The sequence below is a fragment of the Streptomyces sp. NPDC093149 genome, assembly GCF_044754145.1.
Classification (GTDB): domain Bacteria; phylum Actinomycetota; class Actinomycetes; order Streptomycetales; family Streptomycetaceae; genus Streptomyces.
In genome coordinates this window covers 62,268-82,474 of the sequence record NZ_JBIVON010000010.1, presented here as the reverse complement: position 1 = coordinate 82,474, position 20,207 = coordinate 62,268, and the positions used below count along the sequence as shown (strand labels likewise).

The window sequence follows — 20,207 nt, the reverse complement described above, 5'->3', positions numbered from 1 at the left end:
AGCCGGTGGTGGTGGTACTAGAGGCGGAGATCCGCGACAAGCGCACGCAGCCGCCGGATCCCGAGGACGCTCCCCGGAGCACGGAACAGCGGGAGTCGCGCTCGGTCGTACGCTGGGTGATGCTGGCGCTGCTGTTCGTGATCATGATCGTGCCGGTCTACCTGCTCCTGGTGAACGCGTTCAAGTCGCAGGACGACATCCTCGACAACCCGTTCTCGCTGCCGCTGGGCGGCCTGACGCTGGAGCATCTGTCCGCCGCCGTCAACAGCCCCCAGTACAACGTCATCGGCGGCTACGGGTTCACGCTGTTCCTCGTCGTGGTCGTGGACGTGCTGTGCATCGCGCTCGCAGGACCGGCGGCCTACGCGATCGCGCGCAGCCTCAAACGGCGCACCCAGCTGGTGCTGCTGTACTTCCTGGCCGGCACCTTCATCCCCGGCGCGGCCGTGATCATCCCGGTGATCTATGTGCTCCGTGAGATCGGGCTCGCGAACACCGTGACCGGTCTGATCGCGCACGACGTGGCGTCGACCCTGCCGGTGAGCATCTTCCTGTTCGTCGGCTTCATCCGCACCATCCCGGTGGACATCGACCACGCGGCGACGATCGACGGCGCGGGCAGGTACCGGACCTTCTGGACGATCATCTTCCCGCTGATGCGCCCGGCGGTCGTCACGGTGCTGATTCTCAACTCCATCGGGATCTGGAACGACTTCATCAGCCCGCAGATCCTGCTCAGCCCGTCCTCCGGGCACTACACGGTGACGACGGCGATCTACGCCGGGATCAGCCAGTACTCGACGGACCTGACGAAGGTGTTCCCCAACCTTCTGCTCGCGATCGCTCCCGTGATCATCTTCTTCATCTACATGCAGCGCCACATCATCAGCGGCCTCACGGTCGGTGCGGTGAAGGGGTGATCCGGGCGAACCGGTTCCATCCACCCAGCAAAGGAGAGAGGACAATGGAGTGCTGATGAAACGGTTGTCACGGCCCCACCGGGGGTTGTGGTCCGCGGCCGCCGCCGTGCTGGCGTCCATGTGCGTGGTGGCGTCCGCCGTCCCGGCCGGCGCCCATCCGGCCGGGGCCAGGAACGGCCGCACCTATTACGTCGCACCGTGGGGACGGGACACGGCCAATGGCCGCACGCTCCTGACGCCGTTCCGGAACATCCAGGAGTGCGCCGACACGGCGGCTCCAGGAGACACCTGCCTGATCGCGTCCGGCACGTACGAGGAGACGGTCGTGCCGGCCCGTTCGGGCACGGCGGAGAAGCCGATCACCTACCGCGCCGCCCCGGGTGCGAAGGTGACGCTGAGCGGCGCCACGCAGGTCCGGGGTTGGTCGCCGGTCACCGGTGACGACGTCGCCGAGATCGGCAAGAGCGACCCCTACGCGCTGAACTCGGCGTTCAGCGGGGCCGTGGAGGCGGGCCGGGTCTACAGCACGGACGTCGACCTGGGATCCGACGTGACCACCGTGCAGATCTTCACCGACAAGAAGATGGGCATCGAGGCCCAGTGGCCCTATCCCGGCCTCGACCTGCTCGACCCGGAGCTCCAGTACGCCGGTGCGGGCAGCGCGGACGCCACGATCGCCGACGCGGATCTGACCCGTCCGGCGGGGTACTGGAACGGCGCGCGTGCGCTGACGAGCTACTGGTACGTGTCCGCCACGACCACCGTGAAGAGCTCCGGCGTCGGATCGGTGGAACTGGACGCGGCGCCGCCGTGCGTCCACAAGGTCGTGCCGAAGGACACCCGCTACTCGCTCTCCGGCAAGATCGGGGAGCTCTCGAACCCCGGTGAGTGGTTCTACGACCCGGACGCGAAGCGGCTGTACGTGTACAGCACGGACGACCCCGCTCTGCACCGGATCGAGGCGAGGACCAGGCCGCTGGCGCTCGACCTGACGAACATCAGCCACACCACGGTCGAGGGCATCGATCTGTTCGCCTCGACGATCAGGACCGGCCCGTCCAGCACCGGAGTGACGCTGGACGGCATCACGGGCAGGTACCTGTCGCACTACACCGACATCACGCGCGGCACCACCGACTGCGGCAGCTCCGTGACCCGCGGTGTCGGCGACACCGGCATCGTCATCGACGGAACGCACAACAAGATCGTCAACAGCGATCTGTCGCTGAGCGCCGGCAACGGGATCGCGCTGCGCGGGCAGAACAACACCGCCACGGACAACGTGATCCACGATGTCGACTACCTGGGTACGTACGCTGCCGGCATCGCCGTGCAGGGCAACAGCCAGACGGTCATGCACAACACCATCCACCGGGTCGGCCGCAGCGGGATCAACCTGCAGTGGGGCACCACCGAGGGCCTCGCACCGGGGCCGGACCGGATCGCCCACAACGACATCTCCCAGTACGCCCGGCTGAGCCTCGACACCGCCGGGATCTACACCTGCTGCAGCGCCGACATGATGGGGTCCTCGATCGACCACAACCTGTTGCACGACGGCACGCCCACCCCGGGCGTCACCCCGTTCGCGGTGGCCGGTGTCTACGCGGACAACGGGCAGAGCAACCTCGTGATCGCGAACAACGTGGGCTGGAACAACCTTGAGGGGACGGTGATGCTGAACGGACTCGGCACCGGGTCGCACAACAACGGTGTGTACAACAACACCGGTGGCATGACGTTGTTCTACGTCAAGGAACCGGGGCAGTCCACCGGTACCAGGATCTACAACAACATAGGCGCCATCCGGGGCCTGGCCGGTGCCACCGACGGCGGACTGGTGCTGTCGAACAACCTGCCCGCGGAGACGGATCCGCTGTTCGTCGACGCGGCGCAGCGCGACTACCGGCTGTCCGAGGGTTCCCCCGCGCGCAACCAGGCGATACCGCTGCCGGGCATCAACGACGGGTCGACCGACGCGACCCCGAGCCTCGGCGCCTACCAGTACGGTGCGCCGAAGTGGACGGCGGGCGCCCGCCGGTAGCAACTGAGCGGCAGGAAGTGGGCCCGAGCCGGATGTCCGGCTCGGGCCCACGTGCTCGGCCGTTCCTCCCCCGGGCCACCGGCCTTCGCCCGCCGGGCATCGGCCCTCGGGCCCACCGGGCAGGCGGCGAACGGGCCGGGACACCGAACGCGTCGGGGCGCGTGTGCCCACGCACACGCGCCCCGTCCGAACCGCACGAGAGGTCCTACTGTTTCTTCCTGGCTGCGGGAGCCTTCCGCGGCTTCCGCGCCGCGCGTGCGTCGGGCACCGGTCCGCGCCCGGCCGCATGGTCGGCGAACGCGGCGGCCGCCACATCGGCGTCGCCGGCGCGCAGCAGGCTCACGAGACGGCCGTGCTCGTCGGCCATCGCGTGCCGGTCACCTTCGAAGAGCGGGTCGGAGATGGCACGCAGCGCGCGCAGACTCGGCTCGATGACCTCCCACATCCGGGCCAGGAACGGGTTGCCGGCGATCTGGGCGACCAGGGTGTGGAACTCTATGTCGACGTCACGGAACCGGCTGATGTCGTTGGCGGCGACGGCTTCGTGCATCTGCTCCACGAGCGCGTCGAGCTCACTCAGGTGTTCCGCGGTGATGCGCTCGGTGGCGAGTTGAGCCGCCAACCGCTCCAGCGGCTCCCGCACCTGGCGGGCATAATCCGCGTCCTGCGAGGAGATCTCGATCACGAAGTGGCCACGGCGCGGGACGTGCATCAGCAGGCCCTCACGGGCCAGTTGCTTGACCGCCTCACGCACCGGGGCCTGGCTCACCCCGAGGCGCCGCGCGATTTCCGATTCGACCACCCGGTCGTTCGGTGCGAGGTCGCCCTCCACAATGGCCTTGCGGAGCAACTCGTACACCTGGTCGGAGATCAGGGTTTTGCGGAAGCGGTCCTTGTTGGTGGCCAGCGTGGAGACGAATCCAGCCGACGCATTCGATGCCATGAATTCCCAATCCTGCGATGGGGGGAGAGCCAGTTGTGCCATGATACGCGCTCATCGTCTATCGATGGCGAGATCCCGAAACGCGGTCCGACAAATTGCGGAAACTCTCATTCCACGGTTTCCAGCTGCTTCGCCAGCCATTCCAGTTTGACGACCTCGTGCGCGGGTCCGCCACCCTCGTGGTCGTTGAACGGATACACACTGATCTGCTTGTCCGCCTGGTCGACCTGGCGCTCCGAGCCGTAGTGGTTGAACGCGGCGTACACGGTCGAGGGCGGGCAGATGTGATCCATCAGCCCGACCGAGAACAAGGTCGGCGCGTTCGCCCTGCGGGCCAGCGTGACGCCGTCGAAGTAGGACATCGTGCGGGCCACCGTGGCCGCGTGCTCCCGGTGCAGCTTCACGAACCGCGAGACCTCGACGTAGGGCTGGTGGTCGGTGATCGTGGTGGCGCGCGGGAAATGGCAGAGGAACGGCACATCCGGCATGACGGCGACGAGGTCCGGGACGAGACCCGCCGCGGCCAGCGCGATCCCGCCGCCCTGGCTGGTGCCGGTGACCACGACGCGCGCCGGGTCGACGGCCGGATGTGTGCGGATCGCATCGACGGCCCGCACCGCGTCGGTGAACAGGCGGCGGTAGTAGTAGCGGTGCGGATCGAGCACGCCACGTGTGAGGAAACCGGCTGCCGCGATGTCACCGGCGGCGGGGTCCGGGTCGGGGGTCTCGGCACCCTGGCCGCGGGTGTCCATGATGAAGTGCGCGTACCCCGCGCACGCCCACAGCCGCTTCTCGTGCGGGGCGCCGCGGCCGCTTCCGTAGCCCAGGTACTCCACGACGGCCGGCAGCGGCCCGGTGCGGGTCACGGGCAGTTGCAGCCAGCCGCGGACCGGATGCCCGCCGTAGCCCGCGAAGGTCACGTCGAAGGTGTCGATCGTGGCCAGCCCGTTGTGCACCGGCTCGAACGTCGCGCCGAGCTCGAACTCCCCCTGCTGCGCGATGGTCTGTCGCCAGAACTCGTCGAAGTCGGCCGGCTCGGCCAGGGTGGGGCGATATCTCTCCAGCTCGTCCTGGGGCAGGTCGAAGAAAGCCATCTCGGGTCTCCGCGGAGGTCGGGGCCGGCTCGGCCGGAAGAAGGCGACCGCTTATCGCCTATCGATGATCCTATGAATCGAAGCAGGGCACTCTCAGCGCTGTCAACCACACAGTCCGTACACGCGTTCGGCGGTGGTGTGCAACACGCGTTCCAGCTGACCGGCGGGAAGATGGGCCAGTCCGAGCCGCGCCACCGCCAGCGAGTCGCCCCGGGAGCCTCGCGGCAGGCAGATCGGCCAGTCGGAGCCGATGAGGCAGCGATCCGGGCCGAAGGCGTCCACCACGTGCCGCACCAGATGTGCCACCCGGTCGGCCGGAACCCCGTGCTGCTGGGTGAGCAGGCCGGAGATCTTCACGACCACATGGGGCGTCGCGGCCGTGCGCTCGACGTCCCGGTACCAGTCCCCCGGATCCGCCCTGAGGTTCGGAGGATTGCCGAGATGGTCGACGACCACGGTCAGCCCGGGATGCCGGGCGGCCACGTCGGCCGCGGCCCGCAGGGCGCCGGTGCCGAGGTTGAGTTCGAGCACCACACCCGCCTCGGCCAGCACCGGGACGAGCGCGCGGGCCGACGCCGGCGTGTCGACCCAGGCCGGTCCGCCCAGACGCATCCCGTTGGGCCGCGTGTCGCCCAGACCGTCCAGGAGTCCCCGGAAGCGATCCGGGCCGGCTTCCCCGTGGACGTGCAGGTTCGCCACGTATCCGGCGACGAGATCGGGCCGGCGCAGAAGCAGGTCGCGCAGGGCGAGCGTCTCACCGGTGTCACCGCGGGACGCCTCGACCAGGACGGTTCCGGTCAGACCGAGGCCGGCACCCGCGTCCTCCAGATCCCCGGACGAGAACGACCGATGGTGCACGGAATCCGGACGGATCCAGGGGAACCCCTCCCCCGGATTCCACAGATGAGCATGACAGTCGATCACGGACGGCTTCCTTTCCGGAGGTGTTGCCGAGTATTGACACGCCGGCCCCCGCCAGTGAGTCTAGCCATCGGTAATCGATGGGCGATTGTGAGGGGCCGGGTGTTCTTGATGCTCATAACCGGGCGAATCGGCGGCACGTCCGCGGCAGGAGCGGCGCACCGATGACGACCACCACCGACGCCGCGCACGTGCCGCATGTGCGTGCGACCCGCCGCGTCACCGACGTTCCCCGGTGGGCGGCACTCGAAAGGGAACTGTTCGCCGTCCAGGACAAGGCGTGGCGCGTCTTCGCCGACCGCTACACCGAACGCGACGGCCGCCTCGTCTTCCGCGGCGCACTGGGAGAGGGACTCGACGGCCGCGACGGCGTGGACGACTTCTACGAGCCGTTCTTCAACTGGCCGACGCTCTACCTGCTGGGGGGCAGCGCGGATCTGCTGACCGCGGCACGGCGGCACTGGCGCGGGGTCTCCGAGCAGCTCACGGAGATGGGCATGCTGGAGAGCGGCCTTGAGCGCGGCTACGACTGGTTCCACCAGGGCGAGGGGCTGCTCCTCTTCTACGGTCTGTGCCTCGCCGACCCCGGCGACGCCCAACTGCGCGAAATGGCGGGCCGCTTCGCCGACTTCTACCTGCCGGGCGGTTCCAACTACGACGCCGAGCACCGGGTGATCCGTGCCCCGCACAACGGCTCCGCCGGCCCGCGCCGGGGCTTCAGCGACCACGACACGTACTTTCCGTGGAGTCTCGCCCTGCGCCCCTACGGGCTGCCGCTCGACGGGTTCGACGACGTCACGTCCTTCGACGAGCTGGCCGCCTCCCCCGAGCGCGCCCGCGCCTACGGCCGGGCGATGTGGGACCGGATGGGCCGCGGCGACACCCTCGTGAACCTGGCCGCGACGGGGCTCGCCACCAACGCGTACCTGCTCGGCGGGGACCGGCGCTACGCGGACTGGGTGGCCGAGTACGTCGGCGCGTGGCGGGAGCGGCTCGCCGGGCACGACGTCGTACCCGACAACGCCGGGCTGCACGGTGAGGTGGGCGAGTATCTGGACGGCCGGTGGTACGGCGGCCACTACGGCTGGTCGTGGCCGCACGGGCTCTCCCCGGTCGGGAGCGCCACCCTCGTCGGAGCGTCCAACGCGACGCTGCTGACCGGCGACCGGTCCTTCCTCGACCTGGCCCGCAACCCACTGGACGCGGTGCTGCGCCGGGCCGAGCACCGGAGCGCCGACGAGATGGGGACCCTGGGCGAGCGCTGGGAGCCGCATCTGCGGGCGATGGCCGACGAGCGCACGCTCATGGTGCCCCAGCGGCACAACGACTCCGGCTGGTTCGACTTCACGATCATGCCCGGCCAACTTCCCTTGTCGCTCTGGCACTTCAGCCGCGAGGCGGTGGATCAGGAACGCATCGAGCAGCTGCGGGCCGGATCCAACTGGGACTGGACAGCGGTGCACACCCAGCGCATCAAGGACGAGGCCGGACACGAGGAGCCGTGGTACGAGTTCCTCCAGGGCCGCAATCCGGACTTCCCCGAGCGGATGCTGCGCAGCGCCATGGCCTCCTGCGCCGAACGGATGGAGGCCATCGAGAACGACCCGGTGGATCCGGCCGTGGGCCCCGATGCCCTGGACATCCATCACTGGCAGCATCTCAATCCCGTGGTCACCGAGGCCCTGCTGCAACTGACCACCGGATCGCCGCAGGTGCTCTACAACGGCGGCCTGGCCCAACTGCACCTGCGCTACCACGACGCCCTCGACCCACGGCCCGGACTGCCCCCGGACGTCGCGGCGCTCGTGTCCGACATCCGCCCGGACCACACCGTGGTGGAGCTGGTCAACCTCGGCGGCACCGATCGTTCGGTGATCGTGCAGGCGGGTTCGTTCGCAGAACACCTCGTGCACACCGTCCGCGTCGACGACGGACCGGCGCAGGATGTCGGCGGACCGTACTGCCGGGTGGACCTGCCCGGAGCCACGCGGGTACGGCTGACGCTGACGATGGCGTTGCGCGACGGCCGGCCGACGTACCGGTCCCCGTGGGAGGCGGCCCGATGACCGGCGCGTCGTCGCACGGCGCGTCTTCCCGGCTGCCTTTCGACCTGCCCCGGCTCGGGATCGGCACGGCCCCGCTGGGCGGGTTGTTCCAGGAGGTGTCGGAACAGGACGCGGCCGCCACGCTGGAGGCCGCCGCCGCGGCCGGCATCACCTACTTCGACACCGCCCCGCGCTACGGGCACGGGCAGGCCGAGGACCGTCTCGGCCGGCTGCTGGCCCCGGCCGGGATCGCCGAGCCGGTGATCTCCACGAAGACGGGGTGGCTGCTGCGGCCCGAGCCGGACGGCTCGCCGGGCACCGTGGTGACCGACTGGACGGAGCGCGGGATCCGCGCTTCGCTGGAGTCGAGTCTGACGCGGCTGCGGCGCCCGTCGGTCGACATCCTGTACCTGCACGACCCTGACGACTACCCGGACGAGATCCGGCGTACCGCCTACCCGGCGGTACGCCGCCTCAGGGACGAGGGGCTGGTCCGGGCGATCGGGTTCGGGATGAACCACGGCGATCGCCTCGCCGCGTACGTGGCGGAGTTCGAGGTGGACGTCGTCCTCGTCGCCGGCCGGTTCTCCCTGCTCGACCACGAGGCGCTGACGACCCTGCTGCCGCTGTGCGCGAGGACCGGCACCGCCGTGGTCGTGGGCGGGGTCTTCAACACCGGTCTGCTCGCCGACCCTTCGGACGACGCCATGTTCAACTACCGGCCGGCGCCGGCGGAGGCGCTGGCTCGCGCGCAGCGGTGCCGCGAGATCTGCGCCGAGTTCGGGGTTCCGCTCGCCGCGGCCGCGATCCAGTTCCCGTACCTGCATCCCGCCGTCACGTCGGTCGTGGTCGGCTGCCGGTCGGCGGCCGAGGTCACGGCGAACGCCGCGGCATCCCGGTTCCCGATCCCGGACGGGCTGTGGCAACGGCTCGCCGAGGAGGGTTTCGTGCCTTCGCAGTTGACGGCCGTATAGGGCGTGCCCGGCCCCTCCCCGGCCCCTCCCCGGCCCGTCCGTCGGCCGGGGCGGGGCCGCCCGGGTGGGGGCGGTCGCCGGTCAGGGCGATCCCGTCCGGACGGGGAACCGGCAGCAGACCGCTCCGGCGCCCGAGCGCGCCCGTGGCGCCGGAGGGCTCGCTCTTCAGCTCACGCCGACCGCCGTGTCGTCGAGGACGAACGACGTCTGGAGCTTGCTTCCCTCGGTCCCGGTGAACTTGACCGTGACCGTCTGCCCCGCGTACCTGCCGAGGTCGAAGGTGCGCAAGGTGTATCCGGCGGCCGCGTTCAGGTTCGAGTAGGTGGCGAGGGTGGCGAGGACCGTTCCGGAGGTGTCGAGCACCTGGACCTTGAGGGTGTCGTAGGCGGTGGTGCCGGTCTCCGCGGTGTCGATGTGCAGGTAGAAACTCAGGGTCGCGGAGCAGCCGGACGGGATGGCCACGGACTGGGAGACCGTGTCGGTGGTGGCGGTGCCGTTTCCGTCGAGCCACGCGTAGTACGAGCCGGTGCGCGGGGACTCACCGGAAGCGTTGGTGATGACTCCGCCGGTGGCGCTCCAGGAGGTGGCACCGGACTCGAAGCCGTTGTTGCGCAGCAGTTGGGCGGCGGTGCAGGGGTCCGTACCACCACCGCCTCCCCCGCCGTCGCCGGTCGCGCCGGAGAGCCATGCGGTGGCATTGAGGGCGAGAGCCGCGTTGGTGGCGCTCGGGTCGTTCCAGCCGTCGTAGAGGGTGTTGCCCGCCTGGCCGGTGCCGTCGTCGATGGGTGAGCTGTCGCCCCAGAAGGCGACGCGGCCGCTGCCGAAGGTACTGGTCGCGAAGAAGGCGCCGGTGTTGCCGGAGTAGCCGGTGCGGTGGAGCAGCGCCTTGACGGTGGAGTTGTCGGCCGGCTTGAGCGTCGCGGTGGTGCCGCTGGCGATGAGGCTCTTGGTGACGGTGCCGAAGGAACCGTGCAGGACGGGATCGGTGCTGTCGCTGATGGCCGTCGGGTGATCGGATCCGATGTTCAGCGTGTCGACCGAGAAGCCGAACGGGTCGGTGGAGTCCACGCCGTTGTCGGACATCAGGTCGTTGAAGATCTCGACCGCGTCCTCGCCGTCGTTGTTGCGGTCCGCTCCGGTGTGGTCGGAGATCATGAACAGGCCGCCACCGTTCTTGACGAAGTTCATGATGGCCGTCTTCTCGGCCGTGGTGAACAGCGTGTTGGGTTCGGGGAGGACCAGGGTGTCGAAGTTCGACAGATCGGTCGCCGTCGAGCCGCCGTAGGCGAGACCGGATCCCGAGGGCAGCGTCTTGAGGCTGTAGTCGCCGGTCTGCTGGAGAGCGACTCCCCACGAGGACAGCGCGCCGGTCCAGTCCGTTTCGGCGGACGGAGTGGGGTCCTGGCCCAGCGGGTCGGGCTGGCTGGTGGAGATGATCCAGTCCGCGTTGCCCGCCGTCTCCGCATGGGCGTTGTCGAACAGGACACGGTACGGGGCGGCCGCCGCGGAGGCCGGCACGGAGGCGACGGCGGGCGGCGCTGCACCCGCCTCGGTGGCGGCTCCCGCGACCAGCAGTCCGAAGGCGGCGAGTGCGGCGGTGAGTCCGCCGGCTTTTCGGTGTCCGAGCATCCTGCATACCTCCGGGTGGGAGTGGGGAAGAGGCGGCGCGGGTGCCAACTCTGCGCGCGTAGAACGATGGCGAGCTTCCTACCGCACAGCGAGCTAATGAACTGTACATGACACATTCATCGTCGAACAGGACCCCGAACGGCCCGCATACCGTGACAGCGGGCAGAAGCCGCCGTCCTCCTGATTCGACGCGAAGGCGCGAAGGCGCGGACGGTCCGGGCGTAAGCTGCGCTCAGCATGGTCGCGACGGGGGGCGAAGCACATGAAGAGGTGGGGGTCGACCCTCGATTCGGTCGTGGTGTACGCGCAGGGCGCGGTCTGCCGACGCCTGGCCCGGGGCAGCGTCTCGCCCGACGGCCGGATACGGGTGACGGGACTGCCCCGCTCGATGGACCCGGGCTCACTGCGGGCCCGTGTCCTGGGCGCCCCCGGGGTGCGCGTCACCGAGGTCCGGACGGAGGTCGAGGCCGAGCCGCTCGGTACGGGCACGCCCGACGAGATGCGTTGCGAGGTCGAGCGGCTGGGCGACGAGTACGCGGCGGCGCAGGGACGCCGGGACCGGCAGCTGAACCTGATCGAGGAGGTCAGGGCTCTTCACCCGGTCCCACCTGCCCGCAGGCGCGAGGACCCGCACCGCCGCACCCCGGTCGACGCGTGGCTGGAGCTCGCCGACTTCGTCGACGAGCGGCTGGCGGGACTGCACAAGCGCCTCGTCGAGCTGGAGCAGGCACTGCGCGCCGTCGAGCACGAGCTCACCGTCGCCGCCGACAGGCTCGCCCGCGCCTCCACCGACGCACCGTCAGCACATGTGGAGACCACGGTCTGCGCGGCCCTGACCCTCGACGGCACCGGTGATGCCGAGGTGGAGCTGGAGCTGGAGTACGCGGTGCCGGGCGCCGTCTGGGTACCGACCTACCGTCTCACTCACCGCCAGGGCGACGGCAGCGGCCGTCTGGTACTGCGCGCCTCGGTCGCCCAGCGGACCGGCGAGGACTGGACGGGCGTGCGCATCGCCCTGGCCACCGCCGATCTTCGGCGCCGCACCGATCTGCCGAGGCTCCGCTCGATCCGGATCGGACGCAGTCAGCCCGCCCCCGCGCCTTCCGGCTGGCGCGAGCCCCCCTCCGGGCTCGTCGGTCTGTTCTCCGGGTACGACGCGGCAGGCCCTCGCCCGGCCACGACCGCCGCACCCGTGGCTGTCGTGGCGGTCTCCGCGCCCACGGGTGCCGCCGGCGGCTCGTCGTCCGGTCCCGTTCCGCCACCGCCGCCGGCACCGCAGGGCTACGGCGCCCCGCCGGCCGCAGTCCCGGTGCCCGGCAGCGCCGACGGCGCTTCCCCGGAAGCCATCGGTGGCGGGACGCCCGCGCTCCCGCAACCAGCCGGGTCGCGACCGGGCAACAGGCCGCGTTCGGGCGGCAGATCCTTCACGGGAACCCCCGCCCCGATCGCGCCCGCGGGGCCTGGCCTCGCTGCGCCGCCACCCCCTCCGGCACCGATGGCCGGTGCGCCGCAGCCGAGCGGCGCCGAGCTCGACTATGCCGCCCTTGTCCTGTGCGGCCCCGACGAGCAGGGCGGTCGCAGGGGCCGGCTGTTCCCCGGCTCTCCCTTCGATCCGGTGGCGGCCGAGTACCGCCGCCGTGCCGAAGCTGTGGCCGCGCTGCCGTTGCCCGAACAGGCCGTGCGGCCCCGCGAGTCGGCGGGTTCCTTCGACCACCGCTTCGATGCCGCCGCCCGCGCGGACATTCCGTCGGACGGCACCTGGCACACCGTCACGGTCGGCGAGATCCCGGTCGGCACGCGTACCGAGTACCTCTGCGTGCCGTCCGTGGAGCAGACCGTGTACGCGACGTCGGTGCTCTCCAACTCCACCGACCAGGCACTGCTGGCCGGCCCGGTGGAGATCACCGTCGACGACGACTTCCTGCTGACCGCCGCGCTGCCCACGCTCGCCCCCGGCGGTGTCGGCCGGGTCGGGCTCGGGCCGGCCGAAGGCATCCGGGTCACCCGCCGCACCAACCTGCACGAGTCGACGTCGGGCCTGCGCAACACCACCACCGTGCTCGACCACCGCGTCCACGTGGAGCTGGCCAACCGGCTCGCCGGGCCCGTCACCGTGGAAGTCCGCGAGCGGGTGCCGGTCGCCTCCGATCCGGACGTCCGGATCGAGGAACGGGCCGACTGGACGGCACCCGAGGAAGGCACGGGACCCGATCGACATGCGCCGGGCACCCGCGTCTGGCGACTGGACCTGCCCGCAGGCGCCACTGCCGCCCTCGACGGCGGCTACGAGATCCGCATCCCGGCCGGCAAGGCCCTGGTCGGCGGCAACCGCAGGAGCTGACACACACCATGCCCACGGCCCCGCAGCCGATCGCCCTCCCCGTCACCGCCGTCACATGCCTTGAGGATCGCGCCCACGTCGAGCGCGCCGTCGTGCTCGACCTGGAGGCCGGGGTCCAGCGGCTGCGTCTCGGACCGGTCAGTGCGCTGGCCGTCGACCGGACCCTCCATGCCGAGCTGACCGCCGATCACCTCGCGACCGTGCTCGACGTGCGGATCGTCCGCAGCTGGACGCCGCGCGGGCCCCAGCCGTCCGCCGACGACGACTCCGCCCTGCGCCACCGCGTGCACACCCTCGAAGAGGAGCGGCTCGCCCTGGCGCAGCGACGCGACCGGCTGCATGCCCGCCTCGACCTGCTCGGCCGCCTCGCCGCCGACGTGCTGCGGGAGATCGGCGAGGGCGCCGGCTCCGGGGAGAGCGAACGGCCCCGCTGGGCACGGGAACTGGACCGGGTGGACCACGAACGTGACCTGCACGGCGAGCGGCTCCGTACCGTGGAGGCCAGGCTGGCCGCCCTCGCGGTCGAACTCGGGGAAGCCCGCCGGGCCATGGATCTCTCCGAGGAGGAGCCCGCCGAGCTGGTCGGTCACATCGAGTTGACCGTGAAGGCCGCCGTCGCCGGGCCCGTCGAGCTGCGCCTGAGCCATCTCACCCCGTGTGCGCTGTGGCGCCCCGCGTACCGGGCCGTGCTCGACGGGGACTCCCTGACCCTGGAGACCGACGCGATGGTCTGGCAGCGCACCGGGGAGGACTGGTCGGACGTACGGCTGACACTGTCGACGGCCCGCTCGGCGTCGGCGACCGATCCGCCACGGCTCGGCGAGGACCGGCTGACGCTCAAGGACCGCTCCGCGGCGGAGCGCCGTACGGTCGACGTCGAACTGCGCGAGGAGGAGATCGGAACCCTCGGCCCGGCCGCCCCGGTGCTCGGCCTGCCGGGGGTGGACGACGGCGGCGAGGCGCGGGTGCTGAGATCCCCCGTGCCGGTCTCGGTGCCCGGTGACGGCCGCGCCCACCGAGTGCCGCTCTCCGCATTCACGACGGCCGCGCGCAGTGAGTACGCCTGCGCACCGGCCCTGTCCCCCTTGGTCACCCAGGTGGTGCGGTTCGACAACCTGTCCGGCCACGCGCTGCTCGCCGGGCCCGTGGACCTGGTCCGCGGCAGCGGGTTCAGCGGCCGCGGCACGCTGGACTTCACCGCCCCCGGCGCCCCCGCCGAGCTGGCCTTCGGCAGCTGCGACGACCACAGGGTGGTCCGGCAGGCCGAGGAGTCCCGCGACACTGCCGGTATCACCCACCGGACCGTGGTCACCCGTACGGTCCGGCTGCATCTGTCCCGGTTCTCCGCCCCCGGGGAGCACGGCGAGCGGATGGTCGCCCTCCGGGAGCGGATACCGGTCTCCGAGGTCTCGGCGGTGGAGATACGCCTGCGCGAGGATTCGTGCTCCCCGGCCCCCGACGCGGTCGACGCCGAGGGCATCGCCCGCTGGGATGTCACCCTCCCACCCGGCAGCCGCCGCACGGTCACCCTGGTCTACGAGCTGTCGGCGAGCGCCAGAGTCACGGGGCTCTGAGTTCGAACCGCACGTCGGTCATCTCTTCCGACACCTCCCACAGACGACGGGCCGTCCCGGCATCGGCCGCCGCTGAGGACAGCCGCACCCGCGTCGGCGCGCCGCGCAGCTCGGCCGGACCGTCCGGCCCGATGAAGTCCCCGCTCTCCGCGTTCGGATCGGTCGCCGCGTACAACTGCGGCAGCGCGCCCTGCGCCGGGGCCTGGGCCAGGAGCGGGCCGCCTATGCGGCCGAACACCACCCGCCACAGGGCGACGGCACCCGTCTGCAGGTTGGTGGCGGTGTAGCCGGGATGTGCGAGCACGCTGCGTACCGGGCTGCCGGCCTCGGTGAGCCGCCGGTGGAGTTCCCTGCCGAACACGGCGTTCGCGAACTTCGACTGGTTGTAGAAGGCCATGGGTTTGTACCGGCGCTCACCGGCGAGGTCGTCGAAGCGGATGCGCCCCTGCCGGTGATTGATCGAACTCACCGTGACCACGCGCGGGTCGCGCCCGGCAGCCAGCAGGTCGAGCAGCAACCCGGTGAGCGCGAAGTGGCCGAGGTGATTGCACGCGAACTGCAGCTCGTGGCCCTGCGCGCTGGTCGACCGGGGCGGTGCCATCACGCCGGCGTTGTTGACGAGCACGTCCAGCCTCGAACGGTCGGCGTGCAACCGCTCCGCGAAGGTCCGGACCGAGTCGAGGTCGGCGAGGTCGAGGTGGCGGACCTCGAGGTCCGCGTCCGGTTGCTCGGCCGTGATCTCCGCGACCGCCCGGCGCCCCCTCTCCTCGTCGCGTACCGCGAGGATCACGCGCCCGCCCCGGCGGACGAGCGCCCGGGTGGTCGCCAGACCGAGCCCGCCATTGGCTCCGGTGACGACGAACACCCGATCGGTCTGGTCCGGGATCTGCTCGGCAGTCCAGCTCTGCTGCTGTGTCATGCGGCACAGATTGCCTTTGGTGGCATCGAGTGTCAAGACGCTCCTTGGTGTCACGCAGGGCATGGCGTTACGATGATGCGGTGAGTTCCCGTCCTGAAGTGACCATGGCCCAGCGCAAACGTCAGCTCGTCTCGAACGAGTTGACCGAGGCGGCGCTGCAACTGCTGGCGCTGAAGGGCTTCGACGCGGTCACCATCGACGAGATCGTGACCGCCGCCGGCGTGTCCAAGCGGACGTTCTTCCGGTACTTCGCGTCCAAGGAGGACGTGGTCGTCCAGTTCCTGGCCGACATGGGCACCGGCATCCGGGCCGAGCTGGCGGCTCGCCCCGTCGAGGAGCGGCCCTCCGTGGCGCTGCGGCACGCCGTCTCGGTCCCCATCGCCGCCTGCGCCGACCACTCCGACAGGGCACTGCGCGTGGTTCAGCTGATTCTGCGCACCCCCGCCCTGCTCGCACGCTTCCTGGAGCGCCAGGCACAGTGGCGCTCCGACCTGACGGCGGAGCTGACTCACCGTCCGGGACCGGTCCCCGACACCGATCTGTACCCGCAACTGGCCGCCGGAATGGCGCTGGCCGCCTTCGACGCCGTGCTGCGGCGGTGGAGCGACAGCGACGGCACCGAGGACCCGATGGAACTGATCGACCGGGCCTTCGCCGTGATCGCCCCGGCACTGGACGCCGCCCACATCACGGAGAAGGCGGGTTGACCCCGGACCGGTGGGGCGCGTGGAACGAGTCGGCGTGACCTTCTGACGCTCGGTCGCAAGCGCGATCCGGAGCCACCGGGGGCCCACGTCTCGCGCCCGCGGCGCTGAAGGATCGTCGCGCCGCTGCACACGCCGGGACCCCCCGAGGGAAGGTCGAGGAGCGGCTGGTGCACCCCGGGCGGTGGAAGCGCCCCCACCCGTCAGTGGGCGACGACCGCCCGTACCGGCGCCCCGACGACAACCGCCCGGCCGTGGCCGCGCAGGCGGTCGCGGTACGCCGAGCGGAGTACCGGATGCCGAAGCCGGGCACCGACCGGCCGTACCTTACGTGGCATGCGGCCCCTGCACGGCGTGCGACGGCCGTGCACCAGTGGTGGCATCCGTCCGGATTCCCGACAGATGGGGCCGAAAGTCCCTGCCGCGCCACGTGCGCGCGTACCAGGGTGGGACATGTACCGCCGGAACCTGGAGGGAATCATGACCGCCACCGAGCTTCCCGTGATCGCAGCCGTCGACGGCTCGTCGCACAGCCGTGAGGCGCTCGACTGGGCCACCCGTGAAGCCGTCCGCCAAAGGCTCCCGCTGGTGATCGTGCATGCCCGCACGCCGACCCGCCGCGCCGTCCCGGAAACGCAGCAGCGCGAGGCGGAGGAGTTGCTCACCCGGTCCGTGCAAAGGGTGGCCGGGATCGCTCCCGATCTGCACCCGAGGACGCTCGCACCGCTGGACTTTCCCGCGGCGGCGCTGACCTCGCTCAGCAACGAGGCCTCGCTGGTCGTCGTCGGCTCGCGCGGTCTGGGAGGCTTCCGGTCACTGATGCTCGGCTCCAACAGCCTGGCGATCGCCTCGATGGCCAGGTGCCCCGTCGTCGTCATCCACAGCGGCCCGTCCGACGAGCACGAGGAGGAGTCGAAGGAGGCCTTCCCCGACATCGTCGCGGGCGTCGCCGCCGACGAGAGCAGTGAAGCGGTGCTGGAGTTCGCGTTCTCGACGGCCGCCTCCCGGCCCGGTGCGCGACTGCGGATCGTGCACGGCTGGACGATGTTCTCCTCGATGCTGTCGGGCGGGCCCGTCTTCGACCGGGACGCGGCGGCGGGTGCGGCCGAACGGAGCCTCGCCGAAGTCACCGCGGGCTGGCGGGAGAGGTACCCGCAGGTCGAGGTGGTCAGGGAACCCGTCGGCGGCTCCGCCTCACGCACCCTGGTCACCGCCTCGGCCACCGCGGCACTGACCGTGATCGGGCGGCGCAAGGGCGGTGAGTCCCTCGGGCTCGGGCTCTCCCCGGTCGCGCAGACCACGCTCACGCACGCGCTCGGCCCGGTGGCGGTGGTGCCCTGCTGACGGCATCGCCCGGCCCGCCGTGCGTGCACACCCCTTGGCCTCGCACGCCGACGGGCAGACACTGACCCGATGACGCAGCGCGTGGATCTCGCGACCGTGATGGACCGGCTGTCCGTCGATGCAGTGATCACCGGCTATGCGAGGGCGGTGGACGACGGCGCATGGGCGGACTACCGCGCCCTGTTCGCCGAGGACGGCCGTGCCGACTACCGCAGTGCGGGCGGTATCGAGGGGTCCGCGGCCGAGGTGGCCAGGTGGCTCTCGGAGACCATGCGGCTCTTCCCCGTACGCCAGCACCTGATCGTCAACCGTCTGGTCGCCCTCCCTGACCTGGACGGCTGTCCGGGCGACCGCGCCGAGGTGCGGGCCGACTACGTCAACCCGATGCGGCTGGAGAGCGCGGGAGGGGACGGGGGCGGCTCCGGGGCGCGGGCGGGCGCGCCGAACTTCGTCTCCGGCGGGCGGTACACCTTCGCTCTGGCGCGTACGGGGAGCGGCTGGCGGATCCGTACCGTCACCGTCCACGAGAGATGGCGCGACACGACGGACCCGCTCCTGCCGGGCTGATCCCGCCTGTCGGGGCTTCCGCTCCCCGGCCCGGGGGAAGAACTGCGGAACGGGGAGCCAGGGGGGAGACTGCTGATCAGGCGGGACGAGGAGGCGCGGCATGCGAATTCCGGCCGGTCGGCGCGAGCAGTGGGAGCGGATACTGCGGTCCGGCCGGTGGCGAGGCTGTCTCGCTCTGCTCGCCGGTGCGCTGCCCGCGCTCGCGTTCCCCGCGCCGTCCCTGTGGTGGCTCGCACCGGTCGCACTGGTGCCGTGGCTGCTGCTGATCCGCTCCGCCGATACGGGACGCAGGGCGGCGCTCGACGGCTGGCTCGGCGGGACGGGCTACCTGCTCGCCGTGCACCAATGGCTGTTGCCGAGCCTCCATGTCTTCCTCGTGATCCTGGCGGCGCTGCTCGGCCTGCTGTGGGCACCCTGGGGGCTGCTGGTCCTCCGGTTGCTGCGCGGGCCGGTGTCCGCCGCGAAAGCGGCGACTGCGGTCGTCGTGGTGCCGTGCGGCTGGCTGATGATCGAGCTGGTCCGTTCCTGGCAGGGCCTCGGCGGTCCCTGGGGGCTGCTCGGTGCCAGCCAGTGGGAGGTGGCTCCGGCACTGCGGGTGGCGTCCGTCGGCGGAGTGTGGCTGGTGAGCCTTCTGCTGGTGGCGGTGAACACCGCGGTCGCCCTGCTGTTCGTGACCGCCGCCGCCCGTACGGTCGCCGCCGTCGGCCTCGTGGTGTGCGCCTTGGCCGTGGGGACGATGGCGCAGTGGGCGCCGCGGCCCGAGCAGTCGGGCGTGGCCAGGATCGCCGTCGTGCAGCCAGGAGTGATCACGGGTCCGCGGAGCGTCGAGCGCCGGCTCGCGGTCGGTGAGCGGCTGACCGGCTCTCTGGTGGGACGCGATCTCGATCTGGTGGTGTGGGGCGAGAGCAGTGTCGGTGTGGACCTCTCCCGGCACCCGGACATCACTGCCCGGATCGCGGCACTCTCACGCCGGCTGGGCGCGGATGTGCTGGTCAACATGGACGCCCGGCACACCGGCGGATCGAGGCGGAACGGAATCTTCAAGTCCGCCGTGCTGGTGGGCCCGGACGGGCTGACCGGGGACCGGTACGACAAGATGCGGCTGGTGCCGTTCGGTGAGTACGTCCCGGCCCGGTCGGTGCTCGGGTGGGTCACATCCCTGGGCAAGGCCGCGGGCGAGGACCGGCTGCGGGGCACCCACCCGGTGACGATGCGGCTGCCCTCGGCGCTCGGCGGGAAGGGACTGCGCATCGGTCCGCTGATCTGCTTCGAGTCCGCGTTCCCCGACATGAGCCGGCGGCTGACCCTGGACGGCGCTCAGGTGCTGATCGCCCAGTCGTCGACGTCGACGTTCCAGCACAGCTGGGCTCCCGCGCAGCACGCCTCGCTCGGAGCGCTGCGTGCCGCCGAGAACGGCCGCCCGATGGTGCATGCCACGCTCACCGGCATCAGCGCGGTGTACGACCCGCAGGGGGCCCGGGTCGGTGAGCCGCTCGGTACGGACACGAGCGGCGCCGTCGTGTACGACGTACCGCTGGCGTCCGGTACGACGCTCTATGTGCGGCTGGGCGACTGGCCCGTGCAGGGGGCGGTGGCGGTGCTGGCCGTGTTCTGCGCCTTCGAGGGGGTGCGGTGGTTGCGCAGGCGTGACCGGGGCGGGCCGGCCGGGGAGAGGGCCGCGGCGGCTCCGGTGGAATCCTCGGGTCCGGTGGAGTCCTCACGCTCGGGGACCACGGGGCCGACCGCTTCGGCCCGGCCCGGACCGGGGACCGCCTCCCGCACTATCCCGGGCCGTGCACGGAGACGATGTGGCCCTGGGCGTCGACGGTGAGCGCGACGCGCTCGACCCTGTTCGTCACGGCCAGCACCAGCCACACGCCGCCCCAGAGAAAGCAGGTGAAGACCATGAGGACGGCGTGCAGCACGTGGTTCAGCGGTCGGCCACGGACCATGACGACCTGGGTCTCGGAACGGGACTCCACACGCCAGCCGCTCGCGATCCGCTGGTTGACCGCCCAGTCGAGGATCAGTGCGCGCTGCATCGCGTCGGGCGGCCGCCCGTCGGCCGAGTAGTAGCCGGGCGGCGGCTGGAGCGCTCCCCAGCCCTTTGGCTCGTCGTGGGGCCTCACGAGGTCACCTCCACGGGCCGGTGGTCCATCACCCCAGCCTGCATCGGGGTGGGGCCCGA

At 71.2% G+C, this 20,207-nt stretch carries 16 protein-coding genes; 10 read left to right on the top strand and 6 right to left on the bottom strand.

Annotated features, from left to right (window positions below; genetic code table 11):
• The first annotated feature begins 8 nt into the window (after positions 1-8).
• The gene (locus ACIQCZ_RS27665) at positions 9-920 is read left to right on the top strand and encodes a carbohydrate ABC transporter permease (protein ID WP_402285809.1); all 912 of its coding nucleotides are present in this window, start codon (positions 9-11) and stop codon (positions 918-920) included.
• Between the two features lie 55 nt (positions 921-975).
• On the top strand, positions 976-2,964 hold the full coding sequence (locus ACIQCZ_RS27660) for a right-handed parallel beta-helix repeat-containing protein (RefSeq protein ID WP_402285807.1): 1,989 nt from the start codon (positions 976-978) through the stop codon (positions 2,962-2,964).
• Between the two features lie 205 nt (positions 2,965-3,169).
• Here ACIQCZ_RS27660 and ACIQCZ_RS27655 read toward each other — a convergent pair whose 3' ends face one another.
• The 3 genes from ACIQCZ_RS27655 to ACIQCZ_RS27645 form a co-directional block, all read right to left on the bottom strand.
• Positions 3,170-3,907 (bottom strand): GntR family transcriptional regulator, encoded by a 738-nt coding sequence (locus tag ACIQCZ_RS27655; protein ID WP_402285806.1) that lies wholly within the window; start codon positions 3,905-3,907, stop codon positions 3,170-3,172.
• Positions 3,908-4,014: 107 nt separating this feature from the next.
• Positions 4,015-5,001, bottom strand: coding sequence for an acetylxylan esterase (locus tag ACIQCZ_RS27650; protein WP_402285804.1), 987 nt, complete (start codon positions 4,999-5,001; stop codon positions 4,015-4,017).
• A 102-nt stretch (positions 5,002-5,103) separates the two neighbouring features.
• On the bottom strand, positions 5,104-5,925 hold the full coding sequence (locus ACIQCZ_RS27645) for an amidohydrolase family protein (RefSeq protein ID WP_402285802.1): 822 nt from the start codon (positions 5,923-5,925) through the stop codon (positions 5,104-5,106).
• Between the two features lie 161 nt (positions 5,926-6,086).
• Here ACIQCZ_RS27645 and ACIQCZ_RS27640 point away from each other — a divergent pair, with 161 nt between their 5' ends.
• Together ACIQCZ_RS27640 and ACIQCZ_RS27635 are read left to right on the top strand one after the other, a co-directional pair.
• Positions 6,087-7,988, top strand: a complete 1,902-nt coding sequence (locus ACIQCZ_RS27640; RefSeq protein ID WP_402285800.1) for a hypothetical protein — start codon at positions 6,087-6,089, stop codon at positions 7,986-7,988.
• Positions 7,985-8,941: an aldo/keto reductase gene (locus tag ACIQCZ_RS27635; RefSeq protein ID WP_402285798.1), complete on the top strand. Its 957-nt coding sequence runs from the start codon at positions 7,985-7,987 to the stop codon at positions 8,939-8,941. Before ACIQCZ_RS27640 ends, ACIQCZ_RS27635 begins: the two co-directional genes overlap by 4 nt.
• Positions 8,942-9,106: 165 nt before the next feature.
• Here the strand turns inward: ACIQCZ_RS27635 and ACIQCZ_RS27630 are convergent, their stop codons facing one another.
• On the bottom strand, positions 9,107-10,570 hold the full coding sequence (locus tag ACIQCZ_RS27630) for a hydrolase (RefSeq protein ID WP_402285796.1): 1,464 nt from the start codon (positions 10,568-10,570) through the stop codon (positions 9,107-9,109).
• 262 nt (positions 10,571-10,832) lie between these two features.
• On the opposite strand from ACIQCZ_RS27630, the gene ACIQCZ_RS27625 reads away from it, so the two are divergent.
• Positions 10,833-12,911: a DUF4139 domain-containing protein gene (locus tag ACIQCZ_RS27625; RefSeq protein ID WP_402285794.1), complete on the top strand. Its 2,079-nt coding sequence runs from the start codon at positions 10,833-10,835 to the stop codon at positions 12,909-12,911.
• 8 nt (positions 12,912-12,919) lie between these two features.
• A complete protein-coding gene (locus ACIQCZ_RS27620; RefSeq protein ID WP_402285792.1) occupies positions 12,920-14,485 on the top strand; it encodes a mucoidy inhibitor MuiA family protein in 1,566 nt (521 codons plus the stop codon).
• Here the strand turns inward: ACIQCZ_RS27620 and ACIQCZ_RS27615 are convergent.
• Complete coding sequence (locus ACIQCZ_RS27615; RefSeq protein ID WP_402285789.1) at positions 14,472-15,404, bottom strand: oxidoreductase; 933 nt, start codon at positions 15,402-15,404, stop codon at positions 14,472-14,474. The genes ACIQCZ_RS27620 and ACIQCZ_RS27615 overlap by 14 nt on opposite strands.
• Positions 15,405-15,508: 104 nt before the next feature.
• Between ACIQCZ_RS27615 and ACIQCZ_RS27610 the strand changes: the two genes are divergently transcribed.
• The 4 genes from ACIQCZ_RS27610 (at position 15,509) to lnt (ending at position 19,850) form a co-directional block, all read left to right on the top strand.
• Positions 15,509-16,111, top strand: a complete 603-nt coding sequence (locus tag ACIQCZ_RS27610) for a TetR family transcriptional regulator (RefSeq protein ID WP_402286242.1) — start codon at positions 15,509-15,511, stop codon at positions 16,109-16,111.
• 477 nt (positions 16,112-16,588) lie between these two features.
• On the top strand, positions 16,589-17,452 hold the full coding sequence (locus ACIQCZ_RS27605) for a universal stress protein (protein ID WP_402285787.1): 864 nt from the start codon (positions 16,589-16,591) through the stop codon (positions 17,450-17,452).
• 69 nt (positions 17,453-17,521) lie between these two features.
• Complete coding sequence (locus ACIQCZ_RS27600) at positions 17,522-18,019, top strand: nuclear transport factor 2 family protein (protein ID WP_402285784.1); 498 nt, start codon at positions 17,522-17,524, stop codon at positions 18,017-18,019.
• A 100-nt stretch (positions 18,020-18,119) separates the two neighbouring features.
• Positions 18,120-19,850: an apolipoprotein N-acyltransferase gene (lnt, locus tag ACIQCZ_RS27595; RefSeq protein WP_402285782.1), complete on the top strand. Its 1,731-nt coding sequence runs from the start codon at positions 18,120-18,122 to the stop codon at positions 19,848-19,850.
• On the opposite strand, the gene ACIQCZ_RS27590 is transcribed toward lnt, so the two are convergent.
• The gene (locus tag ACIQCZ_RS27590; protein WP_391745038.1) at positions 19,801-20,148 is read right to left on the bottom strand and encodes a hypothetical protein; all 348 of its coding nucleotides are present in this window, start codon (positions 20,146-20,148) and stop codon (positions 19,801-19,803) included. The two genes, lnt and ACIQCZ_RS27590, sit on opposite strands and share 50 nt — an antisense overlap.
• Positions 20,149-20,207: the final 59 nt, after the last annotated feature.

Coding starts and splice junctions, on each gene's coding strand:
- ACIQCZ_RS27660 (WP_402285807.1), top strand. CDS start 976: ATGAAACGGTTGTCACGGCCCCACCGGGGGTTGTGGTCCGCGGCCGCC.
- ACIQCZ_RS27655 (WP_402285806.1), bottom strand. CDS start 3,907: ATGGCATCGAATGCGTCGGCTGGATTCGTCTCCACGCTGGCCACCAAC.
- ACIQCZ_RS27650 (WP_402285804.1), bottom strand. CDS start 5,001: ATGGCTTTCTTCGACCTGCCCCAGGACGAGCTGGAGAGATATCGCCCC.
- ACIQCZ_RS27640 (WP_402285800.1), top strand. CDS start 6,087: ATGACGACCACCACCGACGCCGCGCACGTGCCGCATGTGCGTGCGACC.
- ACIQCZ_RS27635 (WP_402285798.1), top strand. CDS start 7,985: ATGACCGGCGCGTCGTCGCACGGCGCGTCTTCCCGGCTGCCTTTCGAC.
- ACIQCZ_RS27630 (WP_402285796.1), bottom strand. CDS start 10,570: ATGCTCGGACACCGAAAAGCCGGCGGACTCACCGCCGCACTCGCCGCC.
- ACIQCZ_RS27625 (WP_402285794.1), top strand. CDS start 10,833: ATGAAGAGGTGGGGGTCGACCCTCGATTCGGTCGTGGTGTACGCGCAG.
- ACIQCZ_RS27620 (WP_402285792.1), top strand. CDS start 12,920: ATGCCCACGGCCCCGCAGCCGATCGCCCTCCCCGTCACCGCCGTCACA.
- ACIQCZ_RS27615 (WP_402285789.1), bottom strand. CDS start 15,404: ATGACACAGCAGCAGAGCTGGACTGCCGAGCAGATCCCGGACCAGACC.
- ACIQCZ_RS27610 (WP_402286242.1), top strand. CDS start 15,509: ATGGCCCAGCGCAAACGTCAGCTCGTCTCGAACGAGTTGACCGAGGCG.
- ACIQCZ_RS27605 (WP_402285787.1), top strand. CDS start 16,589: ATGACCGCCACCGAGCTTCCCGTGATCGCAGCCGTCGACGGCTCGTCG.
- ACIQCZ_RS27600 (WP_402285784.1), top strand. CDS start 17,522: ATGACGCAGCGCGTGGATCTCGCGACCGTGATGGACCGGCTGTCCGTC.
- lnt (WP_402285782.1), top strand. CDS start 18,120: ATGCGAATTCCGGCCGGTCGGCGCGAGCAGTGGGAGCGGATACTGCGG.